23 protein-coding genes are annotated in these 26755 nt (G+C 55.3%); 5 read left to right on the forward strand and 18 right to left on the reverse strand.

The window, feature by feature from the left end; translation table 11 throughout:
* The first annotated feature begins 66 nt into the window (after positions 1-66).
* Positions 67-984, forward strand: coding sequence for a ribonuclease BN (rbn, locus tag F0320_RS14960; RefSeq protein WP_126329792.1), 918 nt, complete (start codon positions 67-69; stop codon positions 982-984).
* A gap of 64 nt (positions 985-1048) precedes the next feature.
* The gene (locus F0320_RS14965) at positions 1049-2053 is read left to right on the forward strand and encodes a chemotaxis protein (protein ID WP_033146077.1); all 1005 of its coding nucleotides are present in this window, start codon (positions 1049-1051) and stop codon (positions 2051-2053) included.
* A gap of 85 nt (positions 2054-2138) precedes the next feature.
* Here the strand turns inward: F0320_RS14965 and nuoN are convergent, their stop codons facing one another.
* From nuoN to lrhA, 14 genes are all read right to left on the reverse strand, one after another.
* Positions 2139-3596: an NADH-quinone oxidoreductase subunit NuoN gene (gene nuoN / locus F0320_RS14970; protein WP_029740937.1), complete on the reverse strand. Its 1458-nt coding sequence runs from the start codon at positions 3594-3596 to the stop codon at positions 2139-2141.
* Between the two features lie 6 nt (positions 3597-3602).
* Positions 3603-5132: an NADH-quinone oxidoreductase subunit M gene (gene nuoM, locus F0320_RS14975; RefSeq protein WP_023312532.1), complete on the reverse strand. Its 1530-nt coding sequence runs from the start codon at positions 5130-5132 to the stop codon at positions 3603-3605.
* 76 nt (positions 5133-5208) lie between these two features.
* Positions 5209-7050 (reverse strand): NADH-quinone oxidoreductase subunit L, encoded by a 1842-nt coding sequence (gene nuoL / locus F0320_RS14980; protein ID WP_014884634.1) that lies wholly within the window; start codon positions 7048-7050, stop codon positions 5209-5211.
* On the reverse strand, positions 7047-7349 hold the full coding sequence (gene nuoK / locus F0320_RS14985; protein ID WP_003861496.1) for an NADH-quinone oxidoreductase subunit NuoK: 303 nt from the start codon (positions 7347-7349) through the stop codon (positions 7047-7049). The genes nuoL and nuoK overlap by 4 nt, the downstream gene beginning before the upstream one ends.
* Complete coding sequence (gene nuoJ, locus F0320_RS14990; protein ID WP_023312534.1) at positions 7346-7900, reverse strand: NADH-quinone oxidoreductase subunit J; 555 nt, start codon at positions 7898-7900, stop codon at positions 7346-7348. The genes nuoK and nuoJ overlap by 4 nt, the downstream gene beginning before the upstream one ends.
* A 10-nt stretch (positions 7901-7910) precedes the next feature.
* Positions 7911-8453, reverse strand: coding sequence for an NADH-quinone oxidoreductase subunit NuoI (nuoI, locus tag F0320_RS14995; RefSeq protein ID WP_003861491.1), 543 nt, complete (start codon positions 8451-8453; stop codon positions 7911-7913).
* 13 nt (positions 8454-8466) lie between these two features.
* Positions 8467-9444, reverse strand: a complete 978-nt coding sequence (gene nuoH, locus F0320_RS15000) for an NADH-quinone oxidoreductase subunit NuoH (protein WP_008500211.1) — start codon at positions 9442-9444, stop codon at positions 8467-8469.
* On the reverse strand, positions 9441-12164 hold the full coding sequence (nuoG, locus tag F0320_RS15005; RefSeq protein WP_126329793.1) for an NADH-quinone oxidoreductase subunit NuoG: 2724 nt from the start codon (positions 12162-12164) through the stop codon (positions 9441-9443). Before nuoG ends, nuoH begins: the two co-directional genes overlap by 4 nt.
* Positions 12165-12219: 55 nt before the next feature.
* A complete protein-coding gene (gene nuoF, locus F0320_RS15010) occupies positions 12220-13557 on the reverse strand; it encodes an NADH-quinone oxidoreductase subunit NuoF (RefSeq protein ID WP_023312536.1) in 1338 nt (445 codons plus the stop codon).
* Positions 13554-14054: an NADH-quinone oxidoreductase subunit NuoE gene (gene nuoE / locus F0320_RS15015; protein WP_006176513.1), complete on the reverse strand. Its 501-nt coding sequence runs from the start codon at positions 14052-14054 to the stop codon at positions 13554-13556. The genes nuoF and nuoE overlap by 4 nt, the downstream gene beginning before the upstream one ends.
* Before the next feature lie 2 nt (positions 14055-14056).
* Complete coding sequence (gene nuoC / locus F0320_RS15020; RefSeq protein WP_126329795.1) at positions 14057-15859, reverse strand: NADH-quinone oxidoreductase subunit C/D; 1803 nt, start codon at positions 15857-15859, stop codon at positions 14057-14059.
* Between the two features lie 89 nt (positions 15860-15948).
* On the reverse strand, positions 15949-16623 hold the full coding sequence (gene nuoB / locus F0320_RS15025; protein WP_003861482.1) for an NADH-quinone oxidoreductase subunit NuoB: 675 nt from the start codon (positions 16621-16623) through the stop codon (positions 15949-15951).
* A gap of 15 nt (positions 16624-16638) precedes the next feature.
* Positions 16639-17079, reverse strand: coding sequence for an NADH-quinone oxidoreductase subunit NuoA (gene nuoA / locus F0320_RS15030; RefSeq protein WP_006176516.1), 441 nt, complete (start codon positions 17077-17079; stop codon positions 16639-16641).
* 631 nt (positions 17080-17710) lie between these two features.
* Complete coding sequence (gene lrhA / locus F0320_RS15035; RefSeq protein WP_047174162.1) at positions 17711-18649, reverse strand: transcriptional regulator LrhA; 939 nt, start codon at positions 18647-18649, stop codon at positions 17711-17713.
* A 937-nt stretch (positions 18650-19586) separates the two neighbouring features.
* Here lrhA and alaA point away from each other — a divergent pair.
* Positions 19587-20801, forward strand: coding sequence for an alanine transaminase AlaA (gene alaA / locus F0320_RS15040; protein ID WP_008500204.1), 1215 nt, complete (start codon positions 19587-19589; stop codon positions 20799-20801).
* A gap of 94 nt (positions 20802-20895) precedes the next feature.
* Positions 20896-21495, forward strand: coding sequence for a 5'-deoxynucleotidase (gene yfbR / locus F0320_RS15045; protein WP_126329797.1), 600 nt, complete (start codon positions 20896-20898; stop codon positions 21493-21495).
* Positions 21496-21535: 40 nt separating this feature from the next.
* On the opposite strand, the gene F0320_RS15050 is transcribed toward yfbR, so the two are convergent.
* The 4 genes from F0320_RS15050 to yfbV form a co-directional block, all read right to left on the reverse strand.
* Positions 21536-23368 (reverse strand): SLC13 family permease, encoded by a 1833-nt coding sequence (locus F0320_RS15050; protein WP_126329799.1) that lies wholly within the window; start codon positions 23366-23368, stop codon positions 21536-21538.
* A 75-nt stretch (positions 23369-23443) separates the two neighbouring features.
* Positions 23444-24103: a sugar phosphatase gene (locus F0320_RS15055; RefSeq protein WP_126329801.1), complete on the reverse strand. Its 660-nt coding sequence runs from the start codon at positions 24101-24103 to the stop codon at positions 23444-23446.
* Positions 24104-24114: 11 nt separating this feature from the next.
* The gene (locus F0320_RS15060) at positions 24115-24609 is read right to left on the reverse strand and encodes a YfbU family protein (RefSeq protein WP_059446224.1); all 495 of its coding nucleotides are present in this window, start codon (positions 24607-24609) and stop codon (positions 24115-24117) included.
* 91 nt (positions 24610-24700) lie between these two features.
* Entirely contained in the window at positions 24701-25156 is a 456-nt protein-coding gene (gene yfbV / locus F0320_RS15065; protein WP_023312543.1) for a terminus macrodomain insulation protein YfbV, read from the reverse strand.
* Between the two features lie 337 nt (positions 25157-25493).
* Here yfbV and ackA point away from each other — a divergent pair, with 337 nt between their 5' ends.
* Entirely contained in the window at positions 25494-26696 is a 1203-nt protein-coding gene (ackA, locus tag F0320_RS15070) for an acetate kinase (protein ID WP_023312544.1), read from the forward strand.
* The last annotated feature ends 59 nt before the right edge of the window (positions 26697-26755 follow it).

Below are 26755 nucleotides of genomic sequence, written 5' to 3' on the forward strand. Positions count from 1 at the left end.
TCTCCTTCCTGGGGTTCATCACGTTATACTAAACCCCTCCCCGTTCGGCAAAGGGCTGATTGCGTTATGGAACTGATTTTTCTGGGTACGTCCGCTGGCGTGCCAACCCGCTCACGGAACGTGACGGCGATCCTGCTGGATCTTAAGCACCCCACCCGCGGCGGGCTGTGGCTGTTTGACTGCGGTGAAGGGACGCAGCATCAGCTGTTACGCACCGCTTATCACCCCGGCAAGCTGGATAAAATTTTTATCACCCATCTGCATGGCGACCACCTGTTTGGCCTTCCCGGCCTTCTGTGCAGCCGCTCGATGGCCGGTAACGCCAACCCGCTGACGATTTACGGGCCAGCGGGTATTCGTGAATTTGTAGAAACTACGCTGCGTCTGAGCGGGTCGTGGACGGATTATCCGCTGGAGGTCATTGAGATTAGCGAAGGCCCGATTTTCGATGACGGCGATTATAAGGTGAGCACTCAGCCGCTCAATCACCCTGTCGAGTGCTATGGCTACCGTATTGATGCGCATGACAAACCCGGCGCGCTGGATGCCGCCGCGCTGATGGCAGACGGCGTAAAACCCGGGCCGCTGTTCCAGCGTCTGAAGCACGGAGAGACCGTCACGCTGGAGGACGGACGCGTCATTAACGGCCAGGATTATCTCTCCGCACCGCAGCCCGGCAAAAAGCTGGCGATTTTTGGCGATACGGCCCCGTGCCCGGCGGCGCTCACGCTGGCTCAGGGCGTGGACGTAATGGTGCATGAAGCGACGCTTGAAACGGCGATGGAAGAGAAAGCCAACAGCCGGGGCCACAGCTCCACGCGTCAGGCGGCGCAGCTTGCCCGTGACGCGGGCGTAGGGAGGCTCATCGTCACCCACGTCAGCTCGCGCTACGACGCGCGGGGCTGCGAAAAGCTGCTGGCAGAGTGCCGCACGCTGTTCCCGGAATGTGAGCTGGCCGAAGATTTCGCTCAGGTTAGCGTTTAGTCCTTCATTTTTCCCTCAGTATGCCGATAACGATTAAAAGGTCAGCATTTCTCTTGAGGGTAGAATGGATAATTTCCAGAAAGATATTGATGACAGGGCGAATCTGACCCTGTCGAACCGTTTTGAACTGTTGCTGTTCCGTCTTGGCACCTCTCTTAACGAAAATAAATCCGAGCTGTTTGGCATTAACGTTTTTAAGCTGCGTGAAATTGTGCCGATGCCGGAGTTCACGAAACCCGCCGGGATGAAGTCACCGCTGATGGGAATGGTGAATATTCGCGATCAGGTGATCCCGGTTATTGACCTGGCCGCCGTGGCGGGCTGCAAGCCCACCACCGGGCTGAACATCCTGCTGATCACCGAATACGCGCGCAGCGTGCAGGCGTTTGCCGTGGAATCGGTTGAGAACATCATGCGTCTGGACTGGAAGCAGGTGCATGCGGCGGAAACCGCCGTCAGCGGTCGCTACATCACCAGCATTGCGTGTCTTGACGAGAAGACCGATACCAACGATCTGGCGATGGTGCTGGACGTTGAGCAGATCCTGTATGACATCACTCCGGCCAATCACGATCTGCACGCCACGAATCTAAAGACAACCAAATTCCATATCAAACCGGGCGCTGTCGCCATCGTCGCGGAAGATTCCAAGGTGGCGCGCTCGATGCTGGAAAAAGGTCTGCAGGCGATGGAGATCCCCGCGCAGCTGCATATCACCGGCAAAGACGCGTGGGAGAAAATTGGGGTTCTGGCCGCGCAGGCGCAGGCTGAGGGGGTTCCCATCACCGATAAGATCGCCCTGGTGCTGACCGACCTTGAAATGCCGGAGATGGACGGTTTTACGCTGACGCGCAAAATCAAAACCGACCCGATATTGAAGGACATTCCGGTGGTGATCCACTCTTCCCTTTCCGGTAACGCCAACGAAGACCATATTCGCAAGGTGAAGGCGGACGGGTATGTCGCGAAGTTTGAGCTGAACGAGCTGTCGTCAGTGATTGAGGAAGTGTTGGACCGCTCGATGAAGAAGATTGACGGGCCGTTGATTAGCCGCAAGCAGCTGGCTTAAGTCTGGTGCGGGCTGGTGCCCGTCCCTCTCCCACGGGGAGAGGGAGAAAACCATAAAAAAACCCGCCGAGGCGGGTTTTTTGTTTTTACATCAGCGGCATCGCTCGCTGCACGATATCAATCAGCGGCTGCGGATAGATACCGAAGATCAGCACCAGCAGCGCGGAGATGAGAACCACAATACCGCCAGCGCTGTACTGCCAGTTGGTTGGGGCATCACGGTTGAGCTGCTGAGGCGCGCTCAGGTACAGGCTCACGGCCACGCGCAGGTAGTAGTAGAGACCAATCGCGGAGCCAATAACCACGCCCGCAGTCAGCCACCACAGGTGTGCCTGCACACCGACGGCCAGCACGTAGAACTTACCGATAAAGCCAAGCGTCATCGGGATACCCGCCAGAGAGAGCATCATCACGGTCATCACCGCGGACAGAATTGGACGGTGCCAGAACAGACCACGGTAGGAGAACAGTGAATCGGCATCCGGGCCGCGGTACGGGCTGGACATCAGGCTCACCACGCCGAAGGCGCCGAGGCTGCTGAACAGGTAACCGGCCAGATAGACGCCCACGGCTTCCATCGACATCTCACCGCTCTGCAGCGCAATCAGCGCCACCATCAGATAGCCCAGATGAGAGATAGACGAGTAGCCCAGCAGACGCTTGATGTTGGTCTGGCTCAGCGCCATCAGGTTACCGAAGATGATGGAGACGAACGCGATAATGCCCAGCACCACGCGAACCGCTTCGCTGTCACCAACCGGCGCGTACAGGAACAGACGCATGACCACACCGAAGATAGCGATTTTGCTCGCCGTCGCCAGGAAGGTCGACACCGGAGCCGGAGCGCCCTGGTATACGTCTGGCGTCCACAGGTGGAACGGCACCAGAGAGAGTTTGAAGCCGAGGCCAACAATCATCATGCCCAGACCTGCCAGCAGCAGCGGCTCATGCAGCATGCCGTCACCGAGGCTCTTGCCGAGCGCCATGAAGGAGAGGTTACCGGACTGTGCGTACAGCAGCGCAATACCAAACAGCAGGAATGAGGACGCAGCAGCAGACAGAATGGTGTACTTGATGCTTGCTTCCAGGGAGCGCTTCTGACGGAACGCGTAACCAATCAGGCCGAACAGCGGCAGAGAGATCAGCTCAATACCGAGGAACAGCGCGGCCAGGTGGTTCGCATTCGCCAGCAGAATGCCGCCCAACGCGGCAATCAGAACCAGCAGGTAAAACTCTTCTTTGTTGTCGTTGTAGCCTTCGAGCCACGGGTACGCAAAGGTACAGGTTGCCAGGCTCGCCAGCAGCACCAGACCGGTATACAGCATGGCGTAACCGTCAACGCGCATCAGCGGGGTGACGTCCATCGCCCCACCCTGGCCAACAAACCAGAGAGAGACTAACGCGGCGTTCAGGCCGATGACCGACAGCGTGGCATTCAGGAAGTGATTGCGTCGCCACGCAATGGAGAGCATCACAACCACCACCGTCAATCCGACGATCAGCAGCGGTAGCAGCGCGATCAGTTGTTGTGGAGTTATTGTCATGGCGAATTACGGCCTTGTAGTAGAAGCAGAATTAACAAACCACTGCTGGATGTTACCCATCGCGCTGTGCGAGGTATCCAGAATCGGCTGCGGGAAGAAGCCCAGCAGCACCAGCAGTACGACCAGCAGCAGGATGATGAACAGCTCACGCAGCGACATCCCCGGCAGTTCTTGTGCAGCAATTTCGCTCTTCGCTTTACCGAAGTATGCGCGGTGCAGCATCGCCAGCGAGTACACGGAAGCGAACACCAGACCAAAGGTGGAGATCACGGTAATCACCGGTACCACTTTGAAGCTGCCGAACAGAATCATAAATTCGCCGACGAAGTTACCGGTACCCGGCATCCCCAGGGTGGCAACCGCGAAGAACATGGAGAGCGCTGGCAGCCATTTAATTTTGCTCCACAGGCCGCCCATCATACGCATGTCGCGGGTATGCAGACGTTCGTACAGTTGGCCGCACAGGATGAAGAGGCCGGCTGCGGACAGACCGTGCGCAATCATCTGGATCACCGCTCCCTGGTACGCCAGCTGGCTGCCGGTGTAGATAGCAATCAGAACGAAGCCCATGTGGGAAACGGAGGTATAGGCAATCAGACGCTTGATGTCGTACTGCGTGAAGGCCATCCAGGCACCGTAGAAGATACCGATCACACCCAGCCACATGGCAATCGGTGCGAACTCTGCGGAGGCATTCGGGAACAGCGGCAGTGCGAAACGCAGCAGACCGTAGGCCGCCGTTTTCAGCAAGATGCCCGCCAGGTCAACGGAACCCGCCGTTGGTGCCTGAGAGTGCGCGTCTGGCAGCCAGCCGTGCAGCGGAACGACCGGCATTTTCACCGCGAAGGCGATGAAGAAGCCCAGCATCAGCAGGTATTCAACGCCGTGGGACATTGGCGTCTTCAGCAAATCTTCGTAGTTGAAGGTCCAGGTTCCGGTCGCGTTGTGGTGAACAAACACCAGCGCCAGAATGGCAATCAACATCACCAGACCACTCGCCTGGGTATAGATGAAGAACTTGGTTGCCGCCGTGATACGCGTTTTACCGTCGGACGCCTTGTGGCCCCACAGCGCGATCAGGAAGTACATCGGCACCAGCATCATCTCCCAGAAGAAGAAGAACAGGAACATGTCGATGGCAAGGAACACGCCGATCACGCCGCCCAGGATCCACATCAGGTTCAGGTGGAAGAAGCCCTGGTATTTTTCGATTTCTCGCCAGGAGCAAAGTACCGCCAGAACGCCGAGCAGACCGGTCAGCACCACCATCAGCAGCGACAGACCGTCAATCGCCAGGTGGATCGTAATGCCGAAACGCGGGATCCACGGCAGGATGAACTCAGACTGCCACTGCGGAATGCCCGCAGACTGGGTCAGTGAGTAACCGCCCTGCAACCACAGTTGCAGACCAAGCGCGAGCGTCAATCCCATGGTGATCAGCGCGATCCAGCGCGGCATCTTCACGCCAAAGCGTTCAGTCTGCCAGCACAGGAAGCCGCCGATGAAGGGAATTAATATTAGCCAGGGTAGTAACATGGCGATTTACATTCCTTTTTAAGGCCCCCAGCAGGGGCCTGATTTTCAACGAATTCGAATAAAATTCACTTAACGATCAACGCAACACCATCAGCAGCGCCAGCACGACAACCGCACCGATGCTCATTGACGCTACATACCAGCGCAGGTAACCGTTCTCGCTATACAGCAGGCCTTTACCTGCAAAGCGGGAAAGGATCGCCGGGATATTCATCAGGCTGTTCAGTGGGTCGCGCTTCAGCAGCCACGCAATGCCCAGGAACGGCTTAACGAAGATCATGTCGTACAGCCAGTCGAAGCCCCACGCGTTGTACCACCAGGTGCCCAGCAGACGGCCCGGCGCACTGTTGGCAACGGCAGTCACCAGCGTACGTTTGCCCAGCCACAGCCATGCAGCGATCAGGATGCCCGCGATAGCGACCACACCGGAGGTGATTTCAAGCGTCAGAACGCGACCGTGCTCAAGCTCGGTGGTGTCTGGCAGTACGCCCTGCAGCGGCGGCACAATCATCGCGCCAACGAAGGTGGACAGTACCAGCAGCACAATCAGCGGCAGGTGGTGGGTAATCCCCTTCCCTGCGTGAGCATGAATTTGTTCTTTACCGTGGAATACGATGAAAATCATACGGAAGGTATACAGGGAGGTCATGAACGCACCGACCAGACCCGCAACCATCAGATTGATATGACCATTCGCCATGGCACCCGCAAGGATTTCGTCCTTACTGAAGAAGCCCGCGGTGATCAGCGGCAGTGCCGCCAGCGCCGCGCCGCCCACCAGGAAGCAGACATAGACCAGCGGAATGGACTTACGCAGTCCGCCCATCTTGAAGATGTTCTGCTCGTGATGGCAGGCCAGAATCACGGAACCAGACGAGAGGAACAGCAGCGCTTTAAAGAACGCGTGCGTCATCAGGTGGAAAATGGCTGCGTCCCACGCCTGAACGCCCAGCGCCAGGAACATGTAGCCAATCTGGCTCATGGTGGAATACGCGAGAACGCGTTTGATGTCGGTCTGCACCAGCGCGGCAAAGCCTGCCAGCACCAGCGTGACCGCACCGACGATACCCACCAGATGCAGAATTTCCGGGGTCATCAGGAACAGGCCATGGGTACGCGCAATCAGGTAAACACCGGCGGTTACCATGGTCGCGGCGTGGATCAGCGCGGAGACAGGGGTTGGACCCGCCATCGCGTCGGCCAGCCACGTCTGCAACGGCAGCTGCGCGGATTTACCCACGGCACCACCCAGCAGCATCAGCGTTGCCCACCACAGCATATTGTTGCCTGCAGCGAAGTGTGCCGGCGCCAGTTCCACCATTTCGCGGAAGTTCAGCGTGCCCAGTTCGTTGTAAAGAATGAACAGCGCGAAAGCGAGGAAGACGTCACCCACGCGGGTCACGACGAACGCTTTCATGGCCGCTGCGCCATTCTTCGGATCGGTGTAGTAGAAACCGATCAGCAGGTAAGAACACAGACCTACGCCTTCCCAGCCCAGATACATCAGCAGCAGGTTATCGGCCAGCACCAGAACCACCATGCTGGCGATAAACAGGTTGGTATAGGCGAAGAAGCGGGAGTAACCCTCTTCACCGCGCATATACCAGGAGGCGAACATGTGGATCAGGAAGCCAACGCCGGTGACCACGGAGAGCATGGTCAGCGAGAGGCCGTCCAGCACCAGGTTGAAGCCGATGTTGAAATCACCGACCGACATCCAGGTCCACAGCGGCACGCTGAAAGGCTGACGCCCGTTGTTAAAGAAGTCGATACCTGCATACGCTGTTACCAGCGCAGCCAGGCCGATGGAGCCAATGCCCACGGTCGCAGACAGATTCTCAGACCAGCGGCCGCGAGAAAACGCCAGCAGCACGAAGCCAATCAGCGGAAAAATAATGGTTAAGGCAAGCATGTTCATCCACGCAACTCACTTACTGAATCGATGTTCAGGTTCTGGCGGCGACGATGGAGCTGCAGCAACAGCGCCAGGCCAATACTCGCTTCGGCAGCCGCGAGGCTGATGGCAAGAATGTACATCACCTGACCATCGGTCTGGCCCCAGTAGCTTCCGGCGACCACGAAGGCCAGCGCGGAGGCATTAATCATGATTTCCAGACCGATCAGCATAAACAGCAGATTGCGGCGGATAACCAGACCGGTCAGACCCAGAACGAATAAAATCGCAGCGAGGATCAGTCCATGTGTTAAGGGGATCATGCGCGCTCCTCCGTTTTTCTTTTCGCGCGGTCGTCAGTGCGGTTGCTCAGCACCTCGCCAGCACGCTCTTCGCGGCCAACGTGGAAAGCAACAACCAGACCAGCCAGCAGCAGCATTGAGGCCAGTTCAACCGCCAGAACGTATGGGCCAAAGAGGGTAATACCGACCTCTTTAGCGCCGATCGGCGTGCCGTCGATGCCCTGATCGTTGACGCCCAGAATGGCGTAAACAATCACCGCCAGCATGATGGCCGACAAAATTGCCGGGCCGATCCACACCTGCGGTTTTAACCACTGACGTTCCTGTTCAATCTCAGAGCCGCCCAGGTTCAGCATCATCACCACGAACACGAACAGCACCATAATGGCCCCGGCGTAGACGATGATTTCCAGCGCACCGGCGAAGTGTGCGCCCAGTGCGAAGAACACTCCGGAAATAGCCAGCAGGGAAATGATTAAGTACAGCAGCGCATGCACCGGATTGGTGTGCGTAATCACTCGCAGCGTAGCCAGGATGGCGATAAGGCCACAGATATAAAAAGCGAATTCCATTGCCCTCTCCTTACGGTAACAGGCTCTTGACGTCGATAGGCTTAGCTTCGTTCTCTGCTTCGCCCTTATCTTTGCCGTCGATTGCCATACCCGCCATCCGGTAGAAGTTATATTCCGGGTATTTGCCCGGACCGGAAATCAGCAGATCCTCTTTCTCGTACACCAGGTCCTGACGCTTGTACTCACCCAGCTCGAAGTCTGGAGTCAGCTGAATCGCCGTGGTTGGGCACGCTTCTTCACACAGACCGCAGAAGATGCAGCGTGAGAAGTTGATGCGGAAGAACTCAGGGTACCAGCGGCCGTCTACCGTCTCTGCTTTCTGCAGAGAGATACAGCCTACCGGACACGCTACCGCACACAGGTTACAGGCAACGCAGCGCTCGGAACCGTCCGGGTCGCGCGTCAGCACGATACGGCCACGGTAGCGCGGCGGCAGATATACCGGCTCTTCCGGGTACATCCGGGTTTCGCGTTTGGCAAACGCGTGCAGGCCGATCATCCAGATACTGCGTACCTGGGTACCGAAGCCTACCAGTAATTCTTTTAAGGTCATGGTCTATAGCCCCTTATGGCTGCTGCCAGAGAATGACAGCGGCCGTTACCAACAAGTTGACGAGCGTCAGCGGCAGGCACACTTTCCAGCCGAAGGACATTACCTGGTCGTAACGCGGACGCGGTAACGCTGCGCGAATCAAAATGAACATCATCATGAAGAACGCGGTTTTCAGCGCGAACCAGATGAACGGCGGTAAGAACGGGCCATGCCAGCCACCGAAGAACAGCGTTACCATCAACGCGGAAATGGTGACGATACCGATGTACTCGCCCACGAAGAACAGACCGAATTTCATACCGGAATATTCAATGTGGTAACCGTCGGCCAGTTCCTGTTCGGCTTCTGGCTGGTCAAACGGGTGACGGTGACACACCGCCACGCCCGCGATAGCAAAGGTAATAAACCCAAAGAACTGCGGGATAACGTTCCAGATGTCGGCCTGGTTGTTGACGATGTCGGTCATGTTGAATGAACCGGCCTGCGCCACCACGCCCATCAGGGAGAGCCCCAGGAACACTTCGTAGCTCAGCGTCTGCGCGGAAGCACGCATCGCACCCAGCAGCGAGTATTTGTTGTTACTGGACCAGCCTGCGAACAGCACCGCGTAAACCGCGAGGCCTGCCATCATCAGGAAGAACAGAATGCCGATGTTCAGATCGGCGACCACCCAGGTCGGGCTGACCGGAACGATAGCAAACGCCAGCAGAAGCGAGGTGAAGGCGATCATCGGTGCCAGAGTAAAGATCACGCGGTCCGAGAAGCGCGGGATCCAGTCCTCTTTAAAGAACATCTTGATCATGTCCGCGACCAGCTGGAGTGAACCACCCCAGCCCACGCGGTTCGGTCCGTAACGGTTCTGGAACAGACCGAGCAGACGACGTTCACCAAAGCTCATGAACGCGCCGCAGGTGACCACCACCAGCAGGATAACAATCGCTTTCAGAATGCTCAGCAGGATGTCGATAAGATCCGGCGTTAACCAACTCATGCTTTTGCCTCCTGCAGATTATCAAGACGCGCGCCCGCCAGAACAGGCGCGATGCCAGGCATACCCATCGGCAGACCGACCTGCCCTGCTGTCAGACTTTCAGAAATAATCAGCGGCAGGCTGATGGTCTGGCCGTCATAGCTAAAGGCAATGTTCGCGCCCGCGTTAACGCCAAGCTTCGCGGCATCCGCCGGGTTGAGCTTGATGTACGGCTGCGGCATACGGGTCTGGAAGACCGGGGAACGCTGGGACAGCTCGTCGCTACCGAACAGATGGTAGTACGGCGCGATACGCCAGTTACCTTCCTGCGCCTGGAAGCTCGCCGGTACGGTGGTGAAGAAGTCCAGACCGGTTTCGGAGGCTTCAATCAGACGCACGCCCGGATCGCCGTGGCGCAGGGAGCCACCCACTTCAGCCTGGAACTTGTTCCATGCCTGCGGGGAGTTCCAGCCTGGCGCCCATGCGAATGGGATTTGCGAACGCGGCGCAGACGGCTGGTTGTTCCCTTCCATAGAGAAGGCGAACATGGTGTCTTTATCCTGCGGCTGGCGCGGTTCGTGCACGCTGATATTGGCGCGCATCGCGGTACGGCCGCTGTAGCGGTGCGGTTCACGCGCCAGTTTCTGGCCGCGAATGCGGAAGCTTGCTTCAGGTGCGGCATCTTTAATGCCTGCCAGCTGAGGCAGTTTTTCGACTACCGCGTCGATAACGTGGTCGAGCTGCGTCCAGTCCACTTCACGGCTCTGCACGGTGCTGTGCAGGGAGTGCAGCCAGCGCCAGCTTTCCAGCATCACGGTGTTGCTGTCGTAGTACGCCGGGTCATAAACCTGGAAGAAACGCTGGGCGCGACCTTCGTTGTTGATAACGGTACCGTCGCTTTCTGCGAAGCTTGCCGCAGAGAGCACCAGGTGCGCTTTATCCATAATCGCGGTGCGCTGATGGTCAATGACCATTACCAGCGGCGCTTTGGAGAGCGCGGCGTCAACGCGAGCGGCAGAGGCGTGGCGATGCAGATCGTTTTCCAGCACCACAACGGCGTCAGCGGAACCGGATTCCAGTTCGCTTAACGCTGCTTCCAGCGAGCCGCCGCCAATCATACCCAGACCGATGCTGTTCACCGCACGGGCAATCATGGTCACACCGACGTCCACACCGCGGCCTTTCAGGGCTTTGGCAACGTTGGCTGCCGCCTGAATGATCTCCGCGCTACCGGCGTTGGTACCGGAAATAATCAGCGGTTTCTTCGCACCCGCCAGGGCCTGAACAATCACGTCAACCTTGTTTTGCAGGTCGCGATCCAGTTCAACGGCCGGCGAGCTGCTGTCCAGCGCGTGGGCAATGGCAAAGCCGAGGCGCGCCTGATCTTCAACCGGCGCGCAGTAGGTCCACGCGGCGATATCGTCCAGACGGGTGTTGTCGACGTTGGTCACAAACAGAGGATGCTTCGCGCGCTGGCCGATGTTGAGGATCGCCGCAATCTGCCAGTCAGCCACTTTCTGCGCCGCTGCCATTTCACGTGCTTTCCCCTTCACCGCCTGGCGAACCGCCAGAGCCGCACGTGCGCCCGTCTGCGTCAGGTCTTCACCCAGCACCAGGACCGCATCATAAGATTCGATTTCGCGCAGCGCAGGAGTGTGGACACCGCCTTCACGCAGCACTTTCAGTACCAGCTGCAGACGTTCCTGCTCGCCCTGAGCGATACCGGTATAGAAGTTTTCCGCTCCAACCAGCTCGCGCAGCGCGAAGTTGCTTTCAATGCTGGCGCGCGGGGAGCCGATACCGATCACTTTCTTCGACTGGCGCAGAATATCTGCCGCGCCCTGCATCGCCTGCTCGGCGTTCAGGGTAATGAAGTCGTCGCCACGGCGCTGAACCGGCTGACGCGGACGGTCTTTCAGGTTCACATAGCCATAGCCGAAACGACCGCGGTCGCAGAGGAAGTAGTGGTTAACGGTACCGTTGTAACGGTTTTCGATACGACGCAGTTCGCCGTAACGCTCACCCGGGCTGGTGTTACAGCCGAGGGAACACTGCTGGCAGATGCTTGGCGCAAACTGCATGTCCCATTTACGGTTGTAACGCTCGGAGTGAGTTTTATCCGTGAATACGCCGGTCGGGCAGATTTCTACCAGGTTACCGGAGAATTCGCTTTCCAGCGTACCGTCTTCCGGACGACCGAAGTAGACGTTATCGTGCGCGCCATACACGCCCAGATCCTGACCGTCTGCGTAGTCTTTGTAGTAACGCACGCAGCGGTAGCAGGCGATGCAGCGGTTCATTTCGTGAGAGATGAACGGCCCCAGGTCCTGGTTACGGTGGGTACGCTTGGTAAAGCGATAGCGACGGAAGCTGTGGCCGGTCATCACGGTCATATCCTGAAGGTGGCAGTTACCGCCCTCTTCACAGACCGGACAGTCGTGCGGGTGGTTGGTCATCAACCATTCCACAACGCTTTCGCGGAACTGTTTGGCTTCTTCGTCATCAATCGAAATAAAAGTGCCTTCGGTGGCTGGCGTCATACAGGACATCACCAGGCGACCACGCGTGTCTTCCGCGTTTTGATATTGCTTCACCGCACACTGGCGGCAAGCACCGACGCTGCCCAGCGCCGGATGCCAGCAAAAGTACGGAATATCGAGGCCAAGAGACAGACAAGCTTCCAGCAGGTTGTCCGCCCCGTTGACTTCGTATTCTTTGCCGTCTACATGAATCGTAGCCATTAGCATGCTTCCAGTTGGCTCGGTCGAAACCGAGCGTTAATCAAAATTCTTGTCGTTACCAGCGCGCTTTAAGCAGGTTCGGCTGAATCCCATTGATGGCATGGGTATTGCTGAACGGCTGCTTGATGCCTGCTTCGAACTCGTCGCGGAAATATTTGATCGCGCTCTGCAGAGGTTCGACGGCACCCGGTGCGTGGGCACAGAAGGTTTTACCCGGGCCTAAGAATCGACACAGTTGCTCAAGCGTCTCGATATCCCCAGGCTGGCCTTCGCCACGTTCGATTGCACGCAGGATCTTCACGCTCCACGGCAGACCATCACGGCACGGTGTACACCAGCCGCAGGACTCACGGGCGAAGAACTCTTCCAGGTTACGCACCAGCGAGACCATGCCGATCTCGTGGTCGACGGCCATCGCCAGCGCCGTACCCAGACGGCTGCCTGCTTTACCAATACTTTCGAATTCCATTGGCAGATCAAGGTGGGCTTCGGTCAGGAAGTCTGTCCCTGCCCCACCCGGCTGCCAGGCTTTGAATTTCAGGCCATCGCGCATGCCGCCAGCGTAGTCCTCAAGAATTTCACGTGCGGTGGTACCGAACGGCAGTTCCCAGACGCCAGGATTTTTAACGCGACCAGAGAAGCCCATCAGCTTGGTACCAGCATCTTTGCTTGAGGAGATGCCCTGATACCACTCCACGCCGTTGGCGAGGATAGCCGGAACGTTACACAGGGTTTCAACGTTGTTTACGCAGGTCGGTTTACCCCATACGCCGGAGCTTGCCGGGAACGGTGGCTTGGAACGCGGGTTCGCGCGGCGGCCTTCCAGGGAGTTAATCAGCGCGGTTTCTTCACCGCAGATATAACGCCCTGCGCCGGTGTGCACGAACAGTTCAAAGTCAAACCCGGTTCCCAGGATGTTTTTACCCAGCAGGCCCGCTTCGGTGGCTTCGGCAATCGCGCGACGCAGGTTTTCCGCCGCTTCAATGTACTCACCGCGCAGGAAGATGTAGCCACGGTAGGCTTTCAGCGCGAACGCGGAGATCAGCATGCCTTCCACCAGCAGGTGCGGCAGCTGTTCCATCAGCAGGCGGTCTTTATAGGTGCCCGGCTCCATTTCATCGGCGTTACACAGCAGGTAACGGATGTTCATGGATTCGTCTTTCGGCATCAGGCTCCACTTCAGACCGGTGGAGAAGCCCGCACCGCCGCGCCCTTTCAGGCCGGAGTCTTTCACCGCGTTAACGATGTCGTCCGGCGCCATGCCGCCAAGGGCTTTACGCGCGCCGGCATAGCCGTTTTTGCTCTGGTATTCGTCGAGCCATACCGGCTGTTTGTCATCGCGCAGACGCCAGGTCAGCGGATGCGTCTCAGCAGTACGAATTACAGTTTTCATTTGTACTGCTCCAGCAGGTCAGGAATCGCTTCCGGCGTCAGATGGCTGTGAGTGTCCTCATCAATCATCATGGTCGGCCCCTTGTCGCAGTTACCCAGGCAGCAGGTTGGCAGCAGGGTAAAGCGTCCATCGAACGTGGTCTGGCCCGGCTTGATATTGAGCTTCTTCTCAATCGCAGCCTGAATGCCCTGGTAACCGGTGATGTGGCAGACCACGCTGTCACAGTAGCGGATCACATGGCGGCCAACCGGCTGACGGAAGATCTGGCTGTAGAAGGTGGCCACGCCCTCTACGTCACTTGCCGGAATACCCAGCACTTTCGCGATCTCATAGATCGCCCCATCCGGCACCCAACCACGCTGTTTCTGTACGATTTTCAGCGCTTCAATGGACGCCGCACGCGGGTCTTCGTAGTGGTGCATCTCGTGCTCAATGGCGGCACGTTCTGCTTCACTCAGCTCAAAAGCCTCGGTTTGTGGTTGTTGATTCTCGTGCATAATTAGCGGTCCACATCTGACATAACAAAATCGATACTACCCAGATACACAATCAGGTCGGAGACCAGACTGCCGCGGATGGCGGACGGGATCTGCTGCAGGTGCGCAAAGCTCGGCGTACGCACGCGGGTACGGTAGCTCATGGTGCTGCCGTCACTGGTCAGGTAGTAACTGTTAATACCCTTGGTCGCTTCAATCATCTGGAAGGATTCTTGCGCCGGCATGACCGGACCCCAGGAAACCTGCAGGAAGTGGGTGATCAGGGTTTCGATATGTTGCAGCGTGCGCTCTTTCGGTGGCGGCGTCGTCAGCGGGTGATCCGCCTTGAACGGGCCTTCCGGCATGTTGTTGAGGCACTGCTCAAGGATGCGCAGACTCTGGCGCAGCTCTTCTACTTTCAGCATCACGCGGGTGTAGCAGTCGGACACGCCGCCGCCCACCGGGACTTCAAAGTCGAAGTTCTCGTAGCCAGAGTAAGGACGGGCTTTACGCACGTCGAAATCAATACCGGTCGCACGCAGACCTGCACCTGTTGTCCCCCACTCCAGCGCTTCTTTCGCGCCGTAGGCAGCAACGCCCTGGGAACGGCCTTTCAGGATGGTGTTACGCAGCGCGGCTTTCTCGTATGACGCCAGACGTTTTGGCATCCAGTCGAGGAACTCACGCAGCAGACGGTCCCAGCCGCGCGGCAGATCGTGTGCCACGCCGCCGATACGGAACCAGGCCGGGTGCATACGGAAACCGGTAATCGCTTCCACCAGATCGTAGATTTTCTGACGGTCGGTAAAGGCGAAGAAGACCGGGGTCATCGCGCCGACGTCCTGAATGAACGTGGAGATGTACAGCAGGTGGCTGTTGATACGGAACAGTTCTGAGAGCATAACGCGAATCACGTTAACGCGATCCGGCGTAACGATACCCGCCAGTTTCTCAACGGCCAGCACGTATGGCATTTCGTTGACGCAGCCGCCGAGGTACTCGATACGGTCGGTATACGGAATGTAGCTGTGCCAGGACTGACGCTCGCCCATCTTCTCAGCGCCACGGTGGTGGTAGCCGATGTCAGGCACGCAGTCGACAATCTCTTCGCCATCAAGCTGAAGAATAATACGGAATGCACCGTGCGCTGACGGGTGGTTTGGACCGAGGTTGAGGAACATGAAGTCCTCGTTGTCGGTACCGCGCTTCATACCCCAGTCTTCCGGTTTGAAGGTCAGCGCTTCCATCTCCAGATCCTGCTTGGCTTTTGTCAGCTCAAACGGATCGAATTCGGTTGCACGTGCCGGGTAGTCTTTACGCAGCGGGTGGCCGGTCCAGGTCTGCGGCATCATAATGCGCGTCAGATGCGGGTGGCCGTCGAAGGTCATGCCGAACATTTCCCAGGTTTCACGCTCATACCAGTTGGCGTTCGGGAAAAATTTGGTGATCGTCGGCAGATGCATGTCGTTTTCAGACAATGCCACCTTGAGCATGATATCCGTATTACGGTCTATTGAGATCAGGTGGTAGAAAACGGAAAAATCCGCAGCAGGGAGACCCTGGCGGTGGGTACGCAGACGTTCATCCATGCCGTGTAAGTCAAACAGCATGACGTACGGTTTTGGCAATTTCTTGAGGAAATCGACAACTTCCAGCAATTGCTCACGCTTCACCCAAACAACGGGTACCCCGGTGCGGGTAGCCTGAACAGTAAAGGCATCCGGCCCAAAACGGTTGCGCAGTTCGCCAATGACTGGGTCATCCAGATGATCCCGGGTCTGCCAGGCGGCTTCTTGCGCGGTTAAGTCGGTCATATTGTTCACCATTGCAAATGGTCCGTGGTGACTGTTGAGCCTGGCTTCGCGCTATTTGAGTAGTGATATGCGAAGGTGTTCTCCAGGCCTACAGGCGCAAATTAAATTTCGTCAGGCGTACGCAGGTTGGTGACGGCAATACGTTCACCACGTTTACGCTCGCGCTCAGACTGCATGTTCGCGCGATACACACCCTGATCGCCAACCACCCACGACAGTGGGCGACGTTCTTTACCGATAGACTCCTGCAGCAGCATCAATGCCTGCATGTAGGCTTCCGGACGTGGCGGACAACCCGGGATGTACACATCCACTGGGATAAATTTATCTACGCCCTGCACGACGGAATAAATGTCGTACATACCGCCAGAGTTTGCACATGCGCCCATGGAGATAACCCATTTTGGCTCCAGCATCTGGTCATAAAGACGCTGAATAACAGGTGCCATCTTGGTAAAGCACGTACCGGCAACCACCATCAGGTCAGCCTGACGCGGGGAAGCACGGAGTACCTCGGCCCCAAAACGCGCAACGTCATGCACCGCAGTGAATGACGTCACCATTTCAACGTAGCAGCAAGAAAGGCCAAAGTTGTAAGGCCAGATGGAGTTCTTACGACCCCAGTTGACCATATCGTGCATGGCATGTTCGAGTTTGCCCATGTACACGCTTTTATTGACTTCTTGCTCCAGGGGGTCGGTTACGATCTCCTGTTTTTGCAGGGGGTAACGGTCATTCTCACCGTTAGGATCTATGCGGGTGAGCGTATAATCCATCTTATTGCCTCGCTGTTACTGCTGACGATTAGAGATACTGTTTTCCGGGTTGATGTGTTCACGACGTGAACGCGCAGGCGTCCAGTCAAGCGCGCCAATACGCACCAGATAAACCAGACCGGCCAGTAGCACTAAAATGAAAATTGCGGCCTCGACAAAGCCCACCCAACCACTTTCGCGGATGGACGTTGACCATGCGAAAAGGTAAAGCGCTTCCACGTCGAAGATGACGAAGAACATGGCTACCAGATAGAACTTGGCAGACAGGCGTAAGCGAGCGGTACCTACCGAATCAATACCTGATTCGAAAGGGGTGTTTTTGTGCCTTGCACGGGCGCGACCGCCCAGGAACCAGCCGCCGACTAACATCAGGCAGCACAGGCCAATGGCTACAATAAGAAAGATTGCGAATGCCCAGTGATGAGCGATGACTTCTGTGGATGTTGACATACTCATTGCTTACTCATCAAAAGTGATACCTACGACACTGCTCTTGCTGGCAGATGGGCATCACATCGATTCATGGGGAGGAACAAATAACCTTACACTAACTGTCAGAAATGAGACGTAGACAGCAAAATGATGGGGTTTTTTACTCCTTTCTATAACCTATTGTCAACTTTAACAAAGGTTTCTTCACATTAAATTACATCGAGCGATTCTCATTAACATTTGGTGCCCTTTAACCCTGGTGGGTGCATGACTTTCCGTCAAATGTATGTTGTTGAATCGTGTCCGTTTCGGAAGTAAAAAAAATAACCCTCCTATTTTGACAGGATTTGCCAACGATTCCTCCCCCCAAATAGGAGTATTTTCTTGATCTGCGACACGCTTTTGTTAATTCGACATGGAAAACGGCAACATATTTCCTGTTTTTTTAACATGAGAGGGATATGGTTGAAGTTAGAACGGAAAGTGGACAAGTTTTAAGCCAAAGCATCCAACTCATTGATAAGTAAGATAACACCCTGAAAATCCATGTCCCTTAAGCGGGTATTGTTGTTTAAAAAAAGCCACTGCATGTGAAAATCACACGAGTGGCTTTTTTTTACACTTACATTTTGTTACCAGAATATTGAGCTATCGATCACTCAAAATCCCCTTCAACGATCAGGGAGTCATCCCCCCCTTCGGAGGTAATGCGCTCAAACTGCCACGGGTTATGGTAGTTTTCCATCGCCTCGAACACCACTTTGGCCAACTCGTTATGGCTGGACGAATTGTGGCAGAGCAGATATTCCGTATCCGGCAGCGCAGGGAGACCATCGGATTTCCCCAGGACGCGCAGATCGGGACTCATCATCTCTACCGGACGGGCCGTTACGCCCAGACCGGCCTTCACGGCGGCACGAACCGCTGGCAGCGTGGAAGCCACATACGCCAGTCGCCAAGGAATGTTGGCCTCATTCAGCGCCGTAAGCACCATATCGCGGAACGGGCTCGGGTCATCCAGTAAGACCAGCGGAACCGGCTCCCCTTTTTGCAGCACGTACTCGGCTGCGCAATACCAGTGCGTAGGTGATGTGCGCAACGTCAGGCAATCAAACTGCCCGGGACGATGCGTAGTCACTACAAGGTCGACTTTATGCTCATTTAACATCTCAACCATAAAGGCATTACGTTTTACGCTAACGTCCAGCGCAAGCTTCGGATAAACCGAACTAATACGGTTGAGAAGAAACGGCAATATTGTATCCGCTGACTCATCAGATGCGCCTAACGTTAGCACCCCTTGAAGGTTGCTAAACATTAATGACATACATGCTTCATCATTAAAGCGAAGTATTTTCCTGGCATAACCCAGTAGCTGAATACCGTGTTCCGTTAAGAGCTTATTACGCCCGTGACGTGCAAAAAGCTCTTTACCAACCAGTTGCTCCAGCCGCTGCATTTGCTGGCTAACGGCGGACTGAGTTCGGCAAACGGCGGCAGCAGCTGCTGCAAAAGTGTTGAGATCGGCGACCGCAACAAACGTTCTCAGCAGATCGAGGTCGAGATTCATTATCGGACGATTTGCATTTATCATATCTATTCACTTTCAGGTTGCTCGTGCGGAGCTGCCCGGGTTGAAGCTGTGTGTAACAGTTAAGCAATTCCCTCTGAAGGTTTTCCCTCGCATCCCGGCCCGGCAGACTGCCTGACAGATAGTTATTGTGCTGCTTTATATCAACAGTCAGAAAGCACGTTTCATGACGTTATTTTTATTCTCTTAAACGTTAAGGATATTTAGATGTTCGCAGGTTTATGTAAATTACATTAAAGGTATAACACCTTTTCTGCCATCTTTATCGCAGCGCTGTCAACGTAGCAGGAGATGTTCGACACACTCCAGCCAGAGATAATTCCAACAATAACAATCAATTAATTCGAAAAGCCAGTGCCAGATATACAAAATTTTTGCATCTGTCCTCTGCTTTCCTGAAAGACATCTTAACCCAAATCCACTTTATTTATAAGTATTATTGCAATATTGAGGATTAAAGAAGAATGTTAAGCTTCTAAACTAATTTTATTAAAATTAACTAAAGTTGCATTTTATAGGTTAATAATAAATAAATTTTAATTTAGATTAAGACCATTCATTAATGGCACTTAACATTAATTTCACATGAGTAACTTTTAGCCACATTATGCTTTTACAGGCACATGTATCAAGCATTCAGGTTTTACGAAAAGTCACTCAGGGTGATTGCTACCCTTGTCAGGTTCACCACTTATTTTCACCAGCACAATATACAGAATTTTGTCAAAGTAATAGCATATTTAACCTGTCATATCGCGATGAGCACAACTTTAAGACAGTGAAAAAGCTAACGCACAGCGAAAAAGATTTATCAAAATTTTGCTTCCGGCACAAAATCTTCTACTGCACACCCTTCAAAACGAAGCGAGGGGGGAGTACATTATTCCGTGCTGACTTCCACGGCAGGGAGTGGCAATAATAGCGAAAAGGTTAAAGGTTCATGTCCCCTATCGAAAAATCCAGCAAGCTAGATAACGTCTGTTATGACATCCGCGGCCCGGTTCTGAAAGAGGCAAAACGCCTTGAAGAGGAAGGCAACAAGGTTCTGAAACTCAACATTGGTAACCCTGCGCCATTTGGTTTTGAAGCGCCGGATGAAATTCTGGTTGACGTGATCCGCAACCTTCCTACTGCGCAAGGCTATTGCGATTCCAAAGGCCTTTACTCCGCACGTAAAGCCATCATGCAGCATTATCAGGCACGCGGTATGCGCGATGTTACCGTTGAAGATATTTATATCGGCAACGGCGTCTCTGAACTGATCGTGCAGGCGATGCAGGCGCTGCTGAACAGCGGGGACGAAATGCTGGTTCCCGCGCCGGACTATCCGCTGTGGACGGCTGCCGTATCACTGTCGAGCGGGAAAGCCGTGCACTATCTGTGCGACGAGTCCTCCGACTGGTTCCCGGACCTCGATGATATTCGCGCAAAAATCACCCCCCGCACGCGCGGCATCGTGATCATTAACCCGAACAACCCAACGGGCGCAGTGTACTCAAAAGAGCTGCTGATGGAGATCGTCGAGCTCGCCCGCCAGCACAACCTGATCATCTTTGCCGACGAAATTTACGACAAGATCCTGTACGACGCGGCACAGCACCACTCCATCGCCGCGCTGGCCCCGGATCTGCTGACCGTCACCTTTAACGGCCTGTCTAAAACCTACCGCGTGGCCGGTTTCCGTCAGGGCTGGATGGTCTTAAACGGTCCGAAAAAGCACGCCAAAGGCTATATTGAAGGGCTGGAGATGCTGGCCTCCATGCGTTTATGTGCCAACGTTCCGGCGCAGCACGCGATCCAGACGGCTCTCGGCGGTTATCAGAGCATTAGCGAGTTCATCGTTCCCGGTGGTCGCCTGTACGAACAGCGCAACCGCGCGTGGGAACTGATCAACGATATTCCGGGCGTCTCCTGCGTGAAGCCGAATGGCGCGCTCTATATGTTCCCGAAAATTGACGCAAAGCGCTTTAATATTCATGACGACCAGAAAATGGTGCTGGATTTCCTGCTGCAGGAAAAAGTGCTGCTGGTTCAGGGGACGGCGTTTAACTGGCCGTGGCCGGATCACGTGCGTATCGTGACGCTGCCGCGCGAAGATGACCTCGAAATGGCCATCAGCCGCTTCGGGCGCTTCCTCTCCGGGTACCATCAGTAATCTTAAAATCAGGCTACTTCGGTAGCCTGATTTGCATCTTCCCTCCCCTCCCCGCACAATGAACGCCTGTCGCAGTGAAGACAAAAGGTAACCTATGAGTCAGAGTCATTTCTTCGCCCACCTCTCCCGCCTAAAACTCATCAACCGCTGGCCGCTGATGCGCAACGTGCGCACGGAAAATGTGTCAGAGCACAGTCTGCAGGTTGCCATGGTCGCTCACGCGCTGGCCGCCATTAAAAACCGCAAATTCAACGGACAGGTCAACGCGGAACGCATTGCCCTGCTGGCGATGTACCACGATGCGTCGGAGGTGCTGACCGGCGACCTGCCCACGCCGGTGAAATATTTCAACTCGCAAATTGCGCAGGAATATAAGGCTATCGAGAAGATTGCCCAGCAGAAGCTGATTGACATGGTGCCGGATGAGTTGCGCGACATTTTTGAGCCGCTCATCGATGAGCATCAGTACACGGAAGATGAAAAGTCGCTGGTCAAGCAGGCCGACGCGCTCTGCGCCTACCTGAAGTGTCTGGAAGAGCTGTCCGCGGGGAATAACGAATTTTTACTGGCGAAAACGCGTCTGGAAAAAACGCTGGAATCCCGTCGCAGCGCAGAGATGGATTACTTTATGCAGGTGTTTGTGCCGAGCTTCCATCTTTCGCTGGACGAGATTAGCCAGGATTCACCGTTGTAATTTTTGCCGGGTAAGGCGAAGCCGCCACCCGGCAAAATGCTCAGAACGGGAACAGGACCGGTATCAATATCACGCACACCACCATCACCAGCACGGTGAACGGCACGCCCAGCTTCACGAAATCACTGAACCTATAATTCCCGGGCCCCAGCACCAGCGTGTTAACCGGTGAAGAGACCGGCGTCATAAATGCCGCGGAAGCAGCCATCGCCACCATCATCGCAAAGGGATACGGCGACACGCCCATGGATTTGGCCATCGCCAGCGCAATCGGCGCCATCAGTACCGCCGTCGCGGTGTTGGAGATAAACAGACCGATGGTGGCGCACATGATAAACAGACAGACCAACATCATGTACGGCCCATACCCGCCGCCAATGTCCATTAAGCCTTTAACGATCAGATCCACCCCGCCGGTTTTTTGCAGCGCCAGAGCGAAGGGCATCATCCCGACGATGAGAATAATGCTCGGCCAGTGAATGGCTTTATAAGCGCTTTCGGCGTCAATGCAGCGGAATTTCCCCATCAACAGGCAGGCGATGATTGCCGCGACCGGATTGGGAATTTCATCGGTCAGCATCAGCGCCACCATCAGCACCAGACAAAAAATAGCATGGGGCGCCTGGCTGTGCGCCGGCGATGCGTCGCTCTCCTCGACAGGCATGTTAAGCACCACAAAATCGCGCCCTTTTTGCCCGAGCTGGCTAATCAGCTTCCAGTTACCGACAACGAGGAAGATATCGCCCAGCAGGATCGGCTCATCCACCACCGCCCCTTCCATCGCCACGCCATCGCGCTTCAGCCCCACGACATTGAGGCCATAGCGGGTTCGGAATCCCATTTCCCGCACGGTTTTACCCAACAGTTCCGATTCCGGGATCAGCGATACTTCGGCCATACCGACATCCAGCGCCTGATCGGAGAAATACTCCCCGCGCAGCACCATCGGTTCCAGCAGCTGTTCGCTGCAAAACTCGCGCAGATCCACGTCCGCGGTGGACATATCAATCAGCAGGACGTCCCGCGCGCGGAATTCCGACACCCCGTTGACGTTGACGATCACCCGACGAAAACGACGCCAGCGCTCTACGCCGATCACGTTCGCGCCATAGCGCTCACGCAGCTTCAGGTCGTCAAGACGCTGTCCCACCATCGGCGAACCGGGACGAATAGCCAGACGGCGCGCGCGCCCGGTGAGACGGTACTCTTTAATCAGATCGCGGAAGGTGCGCCGTTTCCACCCTTCTTTATTTTTGTCCTGTTTTTCACCTTTCAGGGCAAACCGGGTCAGCAGCATGTAGACCACGCCCACCACCAGAATGACCAGCCCAAGCGGGGTGACGCTGAAAAAACTGAAGCCCTGGAATCCTTCCCGGATAAGCTCGCTGTTGACGACCAGGTTCGGCGGCGTTGCCACCAGCGTCATCATGCCGCTGATCAAACCGGCAAAACTCAGGGGCATCATCAGGCGCGACGGCGAGATCTGCATCCGCATGGAGACGCTCAGCACCACCGGGATAAAGATGGCGACCACGCCCGTTGAGCTCATAAACGCTCCCAGCCCGGCAACGGTCACCATCAGGTAGATCAGCATTTTGGTTTCGCTGCTGCCCGCCACCTTCACCAGCCACGATCCCATGATGGTTGCCACGCCGGTACGCACAAGCCCATCACCGATAATAAACAGGGCGGCAATCAGGATAACGTTAGGATCGCTAAACCCGGAAAACGCTTCCGGTAGCGTGAGCGTTCCGCTCAGCACAAACGCGACGATGACAAACAAGGCGACGGCGTCCATGCGTACCTTGCCCGTTGCAAAAAGAAGGATGGCGATTAAAAGCAGGCTCAGGACCCAAATCAGTTCACCGTTCACAACATGTCCTTGTCAGTGGGAGATGAGGAATTGTGCCATAAAAAAGCCCCAGCAATGTGGGGCTGTATCATGGGATTACAGTTTTAGCGAGACGGTTACCACTCCGTCAGAGGCTTTCGAAACAGCCAGTGCCGTCAGTGAATTCAGCACAAAGTCTGCCTCCTCCAGGCGGGGAGATCCCGCCGGAACGTTAACGGCGATAACGTGACTTCCGGCGTTCAGCCCGGCCAGTACGCCAGCGGCCGCATCTTCCACCACCACGCACTCTGCGGGCGCGAGGCCAAGCAGTTCAGCGCCCAGTAAAAACGCGTCGGGCTCCGGTTTACCGCGCTTTACGCGCTCCGCAGTAATAAACACTTCCGGCTTCGGTAAACCTGCCGCCTTATGACGGGCGTGGGCGACGGGAATGGAGCCTGAGGTGACGATAGCCCACGGGATCTGCGCCTCGTTCAGATGCTCAAGCAGTTCGCGCGCGCCCGGTAAGGCTGTGATGCCGTCCGTATCCGTGGCTTCAATGTGTTCCAGGTATTTGAACTCCGCCTGAATTTCGTCCTCAGAGCGTCCGGCCAGGAAGTGCCGTAGCGAGGTAATGGCCTGTTTGCCATGGATAAAATTCAGCACGTCCTGATGGTCGATGCCATGTCGGTCAGCCCAATGGCACCATGAACGCTCCACAACCGGCAGCGAATCCACCAGCGTACCGTCCAGATCAAACAGAAAACCTTTACACTGCACACGCACCTCCGTCAGGCATTAATGATTTGTTGAATTTCGTTGCTGCTTAAATGGTACTGGCGCGGGCAGGCGTGCCACGCGCTTAGCATACGCTGATATTTCTCCCACATAGGAGTCTGCGCGTTGAAGCCGTGGGTGCCCGCGTCAAAGTGGGTATAGCGCCCTTCTGTATTCACCATAAAGCGAACATAGCTCAGATAACGCGCTTCCGTTGCGGCATCAAAGCCTAAGAAGGTCACGCGGCGCTCGTCAATGGACTGCCGATCTTTGAGATTCGTCCAGGACACGTGCAGGGCGTGATACATCTCCATAATGTCGATCACGATGCGACAGGTTTCTTCTTTCAACTCGCCAAACTCGCGGTCCAGTTCGCGCATTTGCAAACCAAAACCGCGTTCGACGATGGTTTGCAGGCGGCTGTAGCGCGCAGCGTTATCGGGATCAAGCATAGTCATCATCTTGTACTGGTTAGACAAAATCAGACGTTGAGCATGGGTCATTTCCATCTTTCGACTCCTGTAGCGCATTGCACTTAAAAAAAAGACACGGTAACTGATTGTTACTGTGCCTTCTTTTCGTCGTCGTTTCGATGATCAATCACAAGTCATCGAGGAATGTTTTATCCAGTTGCTTAAAAGCACGCTTTAACGTGTCCGCCAGCGCCTGGTAATCCGGCTTGCCTTCAACCGGGGCGAGCGCCTGCCCGGCCTCCTCCAGTTTTCCGCGCACTTCATAAAACCAGTGTAAAATAGAAGGGGGAAGTGGGGTGATGGAGCGTTTACCTAACCACCACAGGCCCTGCATCGGCAGGCTTAAGGCGAAGAGCGCCGTCGCGACGGCAGGGCCAAGCTGGCCGCCCAACGCAATCTGCCAGCACAGCGTAAAGACAGCGACAGGCGGCATAAAGCGAATCGCATAGCGCGTGGCGCGGATAGTGCGATTCTCAATGAACATCGGCGCAAGGCGCTTTTCCATCGGCCACGTCTTTGCGTAATGCTGTCCCCGACGAAACAGACTAAAAAAATTTACGGACGGGTTCTCTGGTGTCGACATGGCTGTACCTCAACTTCACATATAAAAATTAAAATTTTCGTGCAAAACCACAACAAGCTATGACAACGTTCAAAATATTTTGTCATCTCTACCCCGTATCGGGTATCCTGTGCCAGCCTGATAGGGCCATAGACGAGAATCATTAACTCGTCAAATTATTGCACATTATGCCATTGGCTGAAAATTGTGCAAAATGGCATAAAATCATAGTTATTTCTTCCATCATGCCACAATGTTTGTTTGGCATGATGTTAATCATAAATGTCCGAGTCCTCATGCGTTACGCTGTTAGACTCACTGACGTTTTTTTAGCCACGTATCAATAATAGGTACTTCCATGTCGAGTAAGTTAGTACTGGTTCTGAACTGCGGTAGCTCCTCACTGAAATTCGCCATCATCGATGCGCTCAACGGTGACGAATACCTCTCTGGTTTGGCCGAATGTTTCCATCTGCCTGAAGCACGTATCAAGTGGAAGATGGACGGCAGCAAACAAGAAGCGGCTTTAGGTGCAGGCGCCGCTCACAGTGAAGCGCTGAACTTTATCGTTAACACTATTCTGGCACAAAAACCAGAACTGTCTGCTCAGCTGACTGCGATTGGTCACCGTATCGTCCACGGCGGCGAAAAATACACCAGCTCCGTCGTGATCGACGAATCTGTGATCCAGGGCATCAAGGACTCTGCGTCCTTCGCACCGCTGCACAACCCGGCTCACCTGATCGGTATCGCTGAAGCGCTGAAATCCTTCCCGAATCTGAAAGACAAAAACGTGGCCGTATTCGACACCGCGTTCCATCAGACCATGCCGGAAGAGTCTTACCTCTATGCCCTGCCATACAGCCTGTACAAAGAACACGGCGTACGTCGCTACGGCGCACACGGCACCAGCCACTTCTATGTGACTCAGGAAGCCGCTAAAGTCCTGAACAAGCCTGTTGAAGAACTGAACATCATCACCTGCCACCTGGGCAACGGTGGTTCTGTTTCTGCTATCCGCAACGGTAAATGTGTAGATACTTCCATGGGTCTGACCCCGCTGGAAGGTCTGGTGATGGGTACCCGTTCCGGTGACATCGACCCGGCGATCATCTTCCACCTGCACGACACCCTGGGCATGAGCGTTGACCAGATCAACAAAATGCTGACCAAAGAGTCTGGCCTGCTGGGTCTGACCGAAGTCACCAGCGACTGCCGTTACGTTGAAGACAACTACGCAGAGAAAGAAGACGCTAAACGTGCGATGGACGTTTACTGCCACCGTCTGGCGAAGTACATCGGCTCTTACACTGCGCTGATGGAAGGCCGTCTGGACGCGGTTATCTTCACCGGTGGTATCGGTGAGAACGCGGCAATGGTTCGTGAACTGTCCCTGGGCAAACTGGGCGTTCTGGGCTTCGACGTTGATCACGAGCGTAACCTGGCTGCCCGCTTCGGCAAGTCTGGCTTCATCAACAAAGAAGGCACCCGCCCTGCTCTCGTTATCCCAACTAACGAAGAACTGGTCATTGCGCAAGACGCGCACCGCCTGACTGCCTGATTCCACACCGCCAGCAATGCTGGCGGTGCTGTTTTGTAACCCGCCCAATTGCGGCGGTA

This window comes from Enterobacter dykesii, assembly GCF_008364625.2.
In the GTDB taxonomy this organism is placed as follows: Bacteria; Pseudomonadota; Gammaproteobacteria; order Enterobacterales; family Enterobacteriaceae; genus Enterobacter; species Enterobacter dykesii.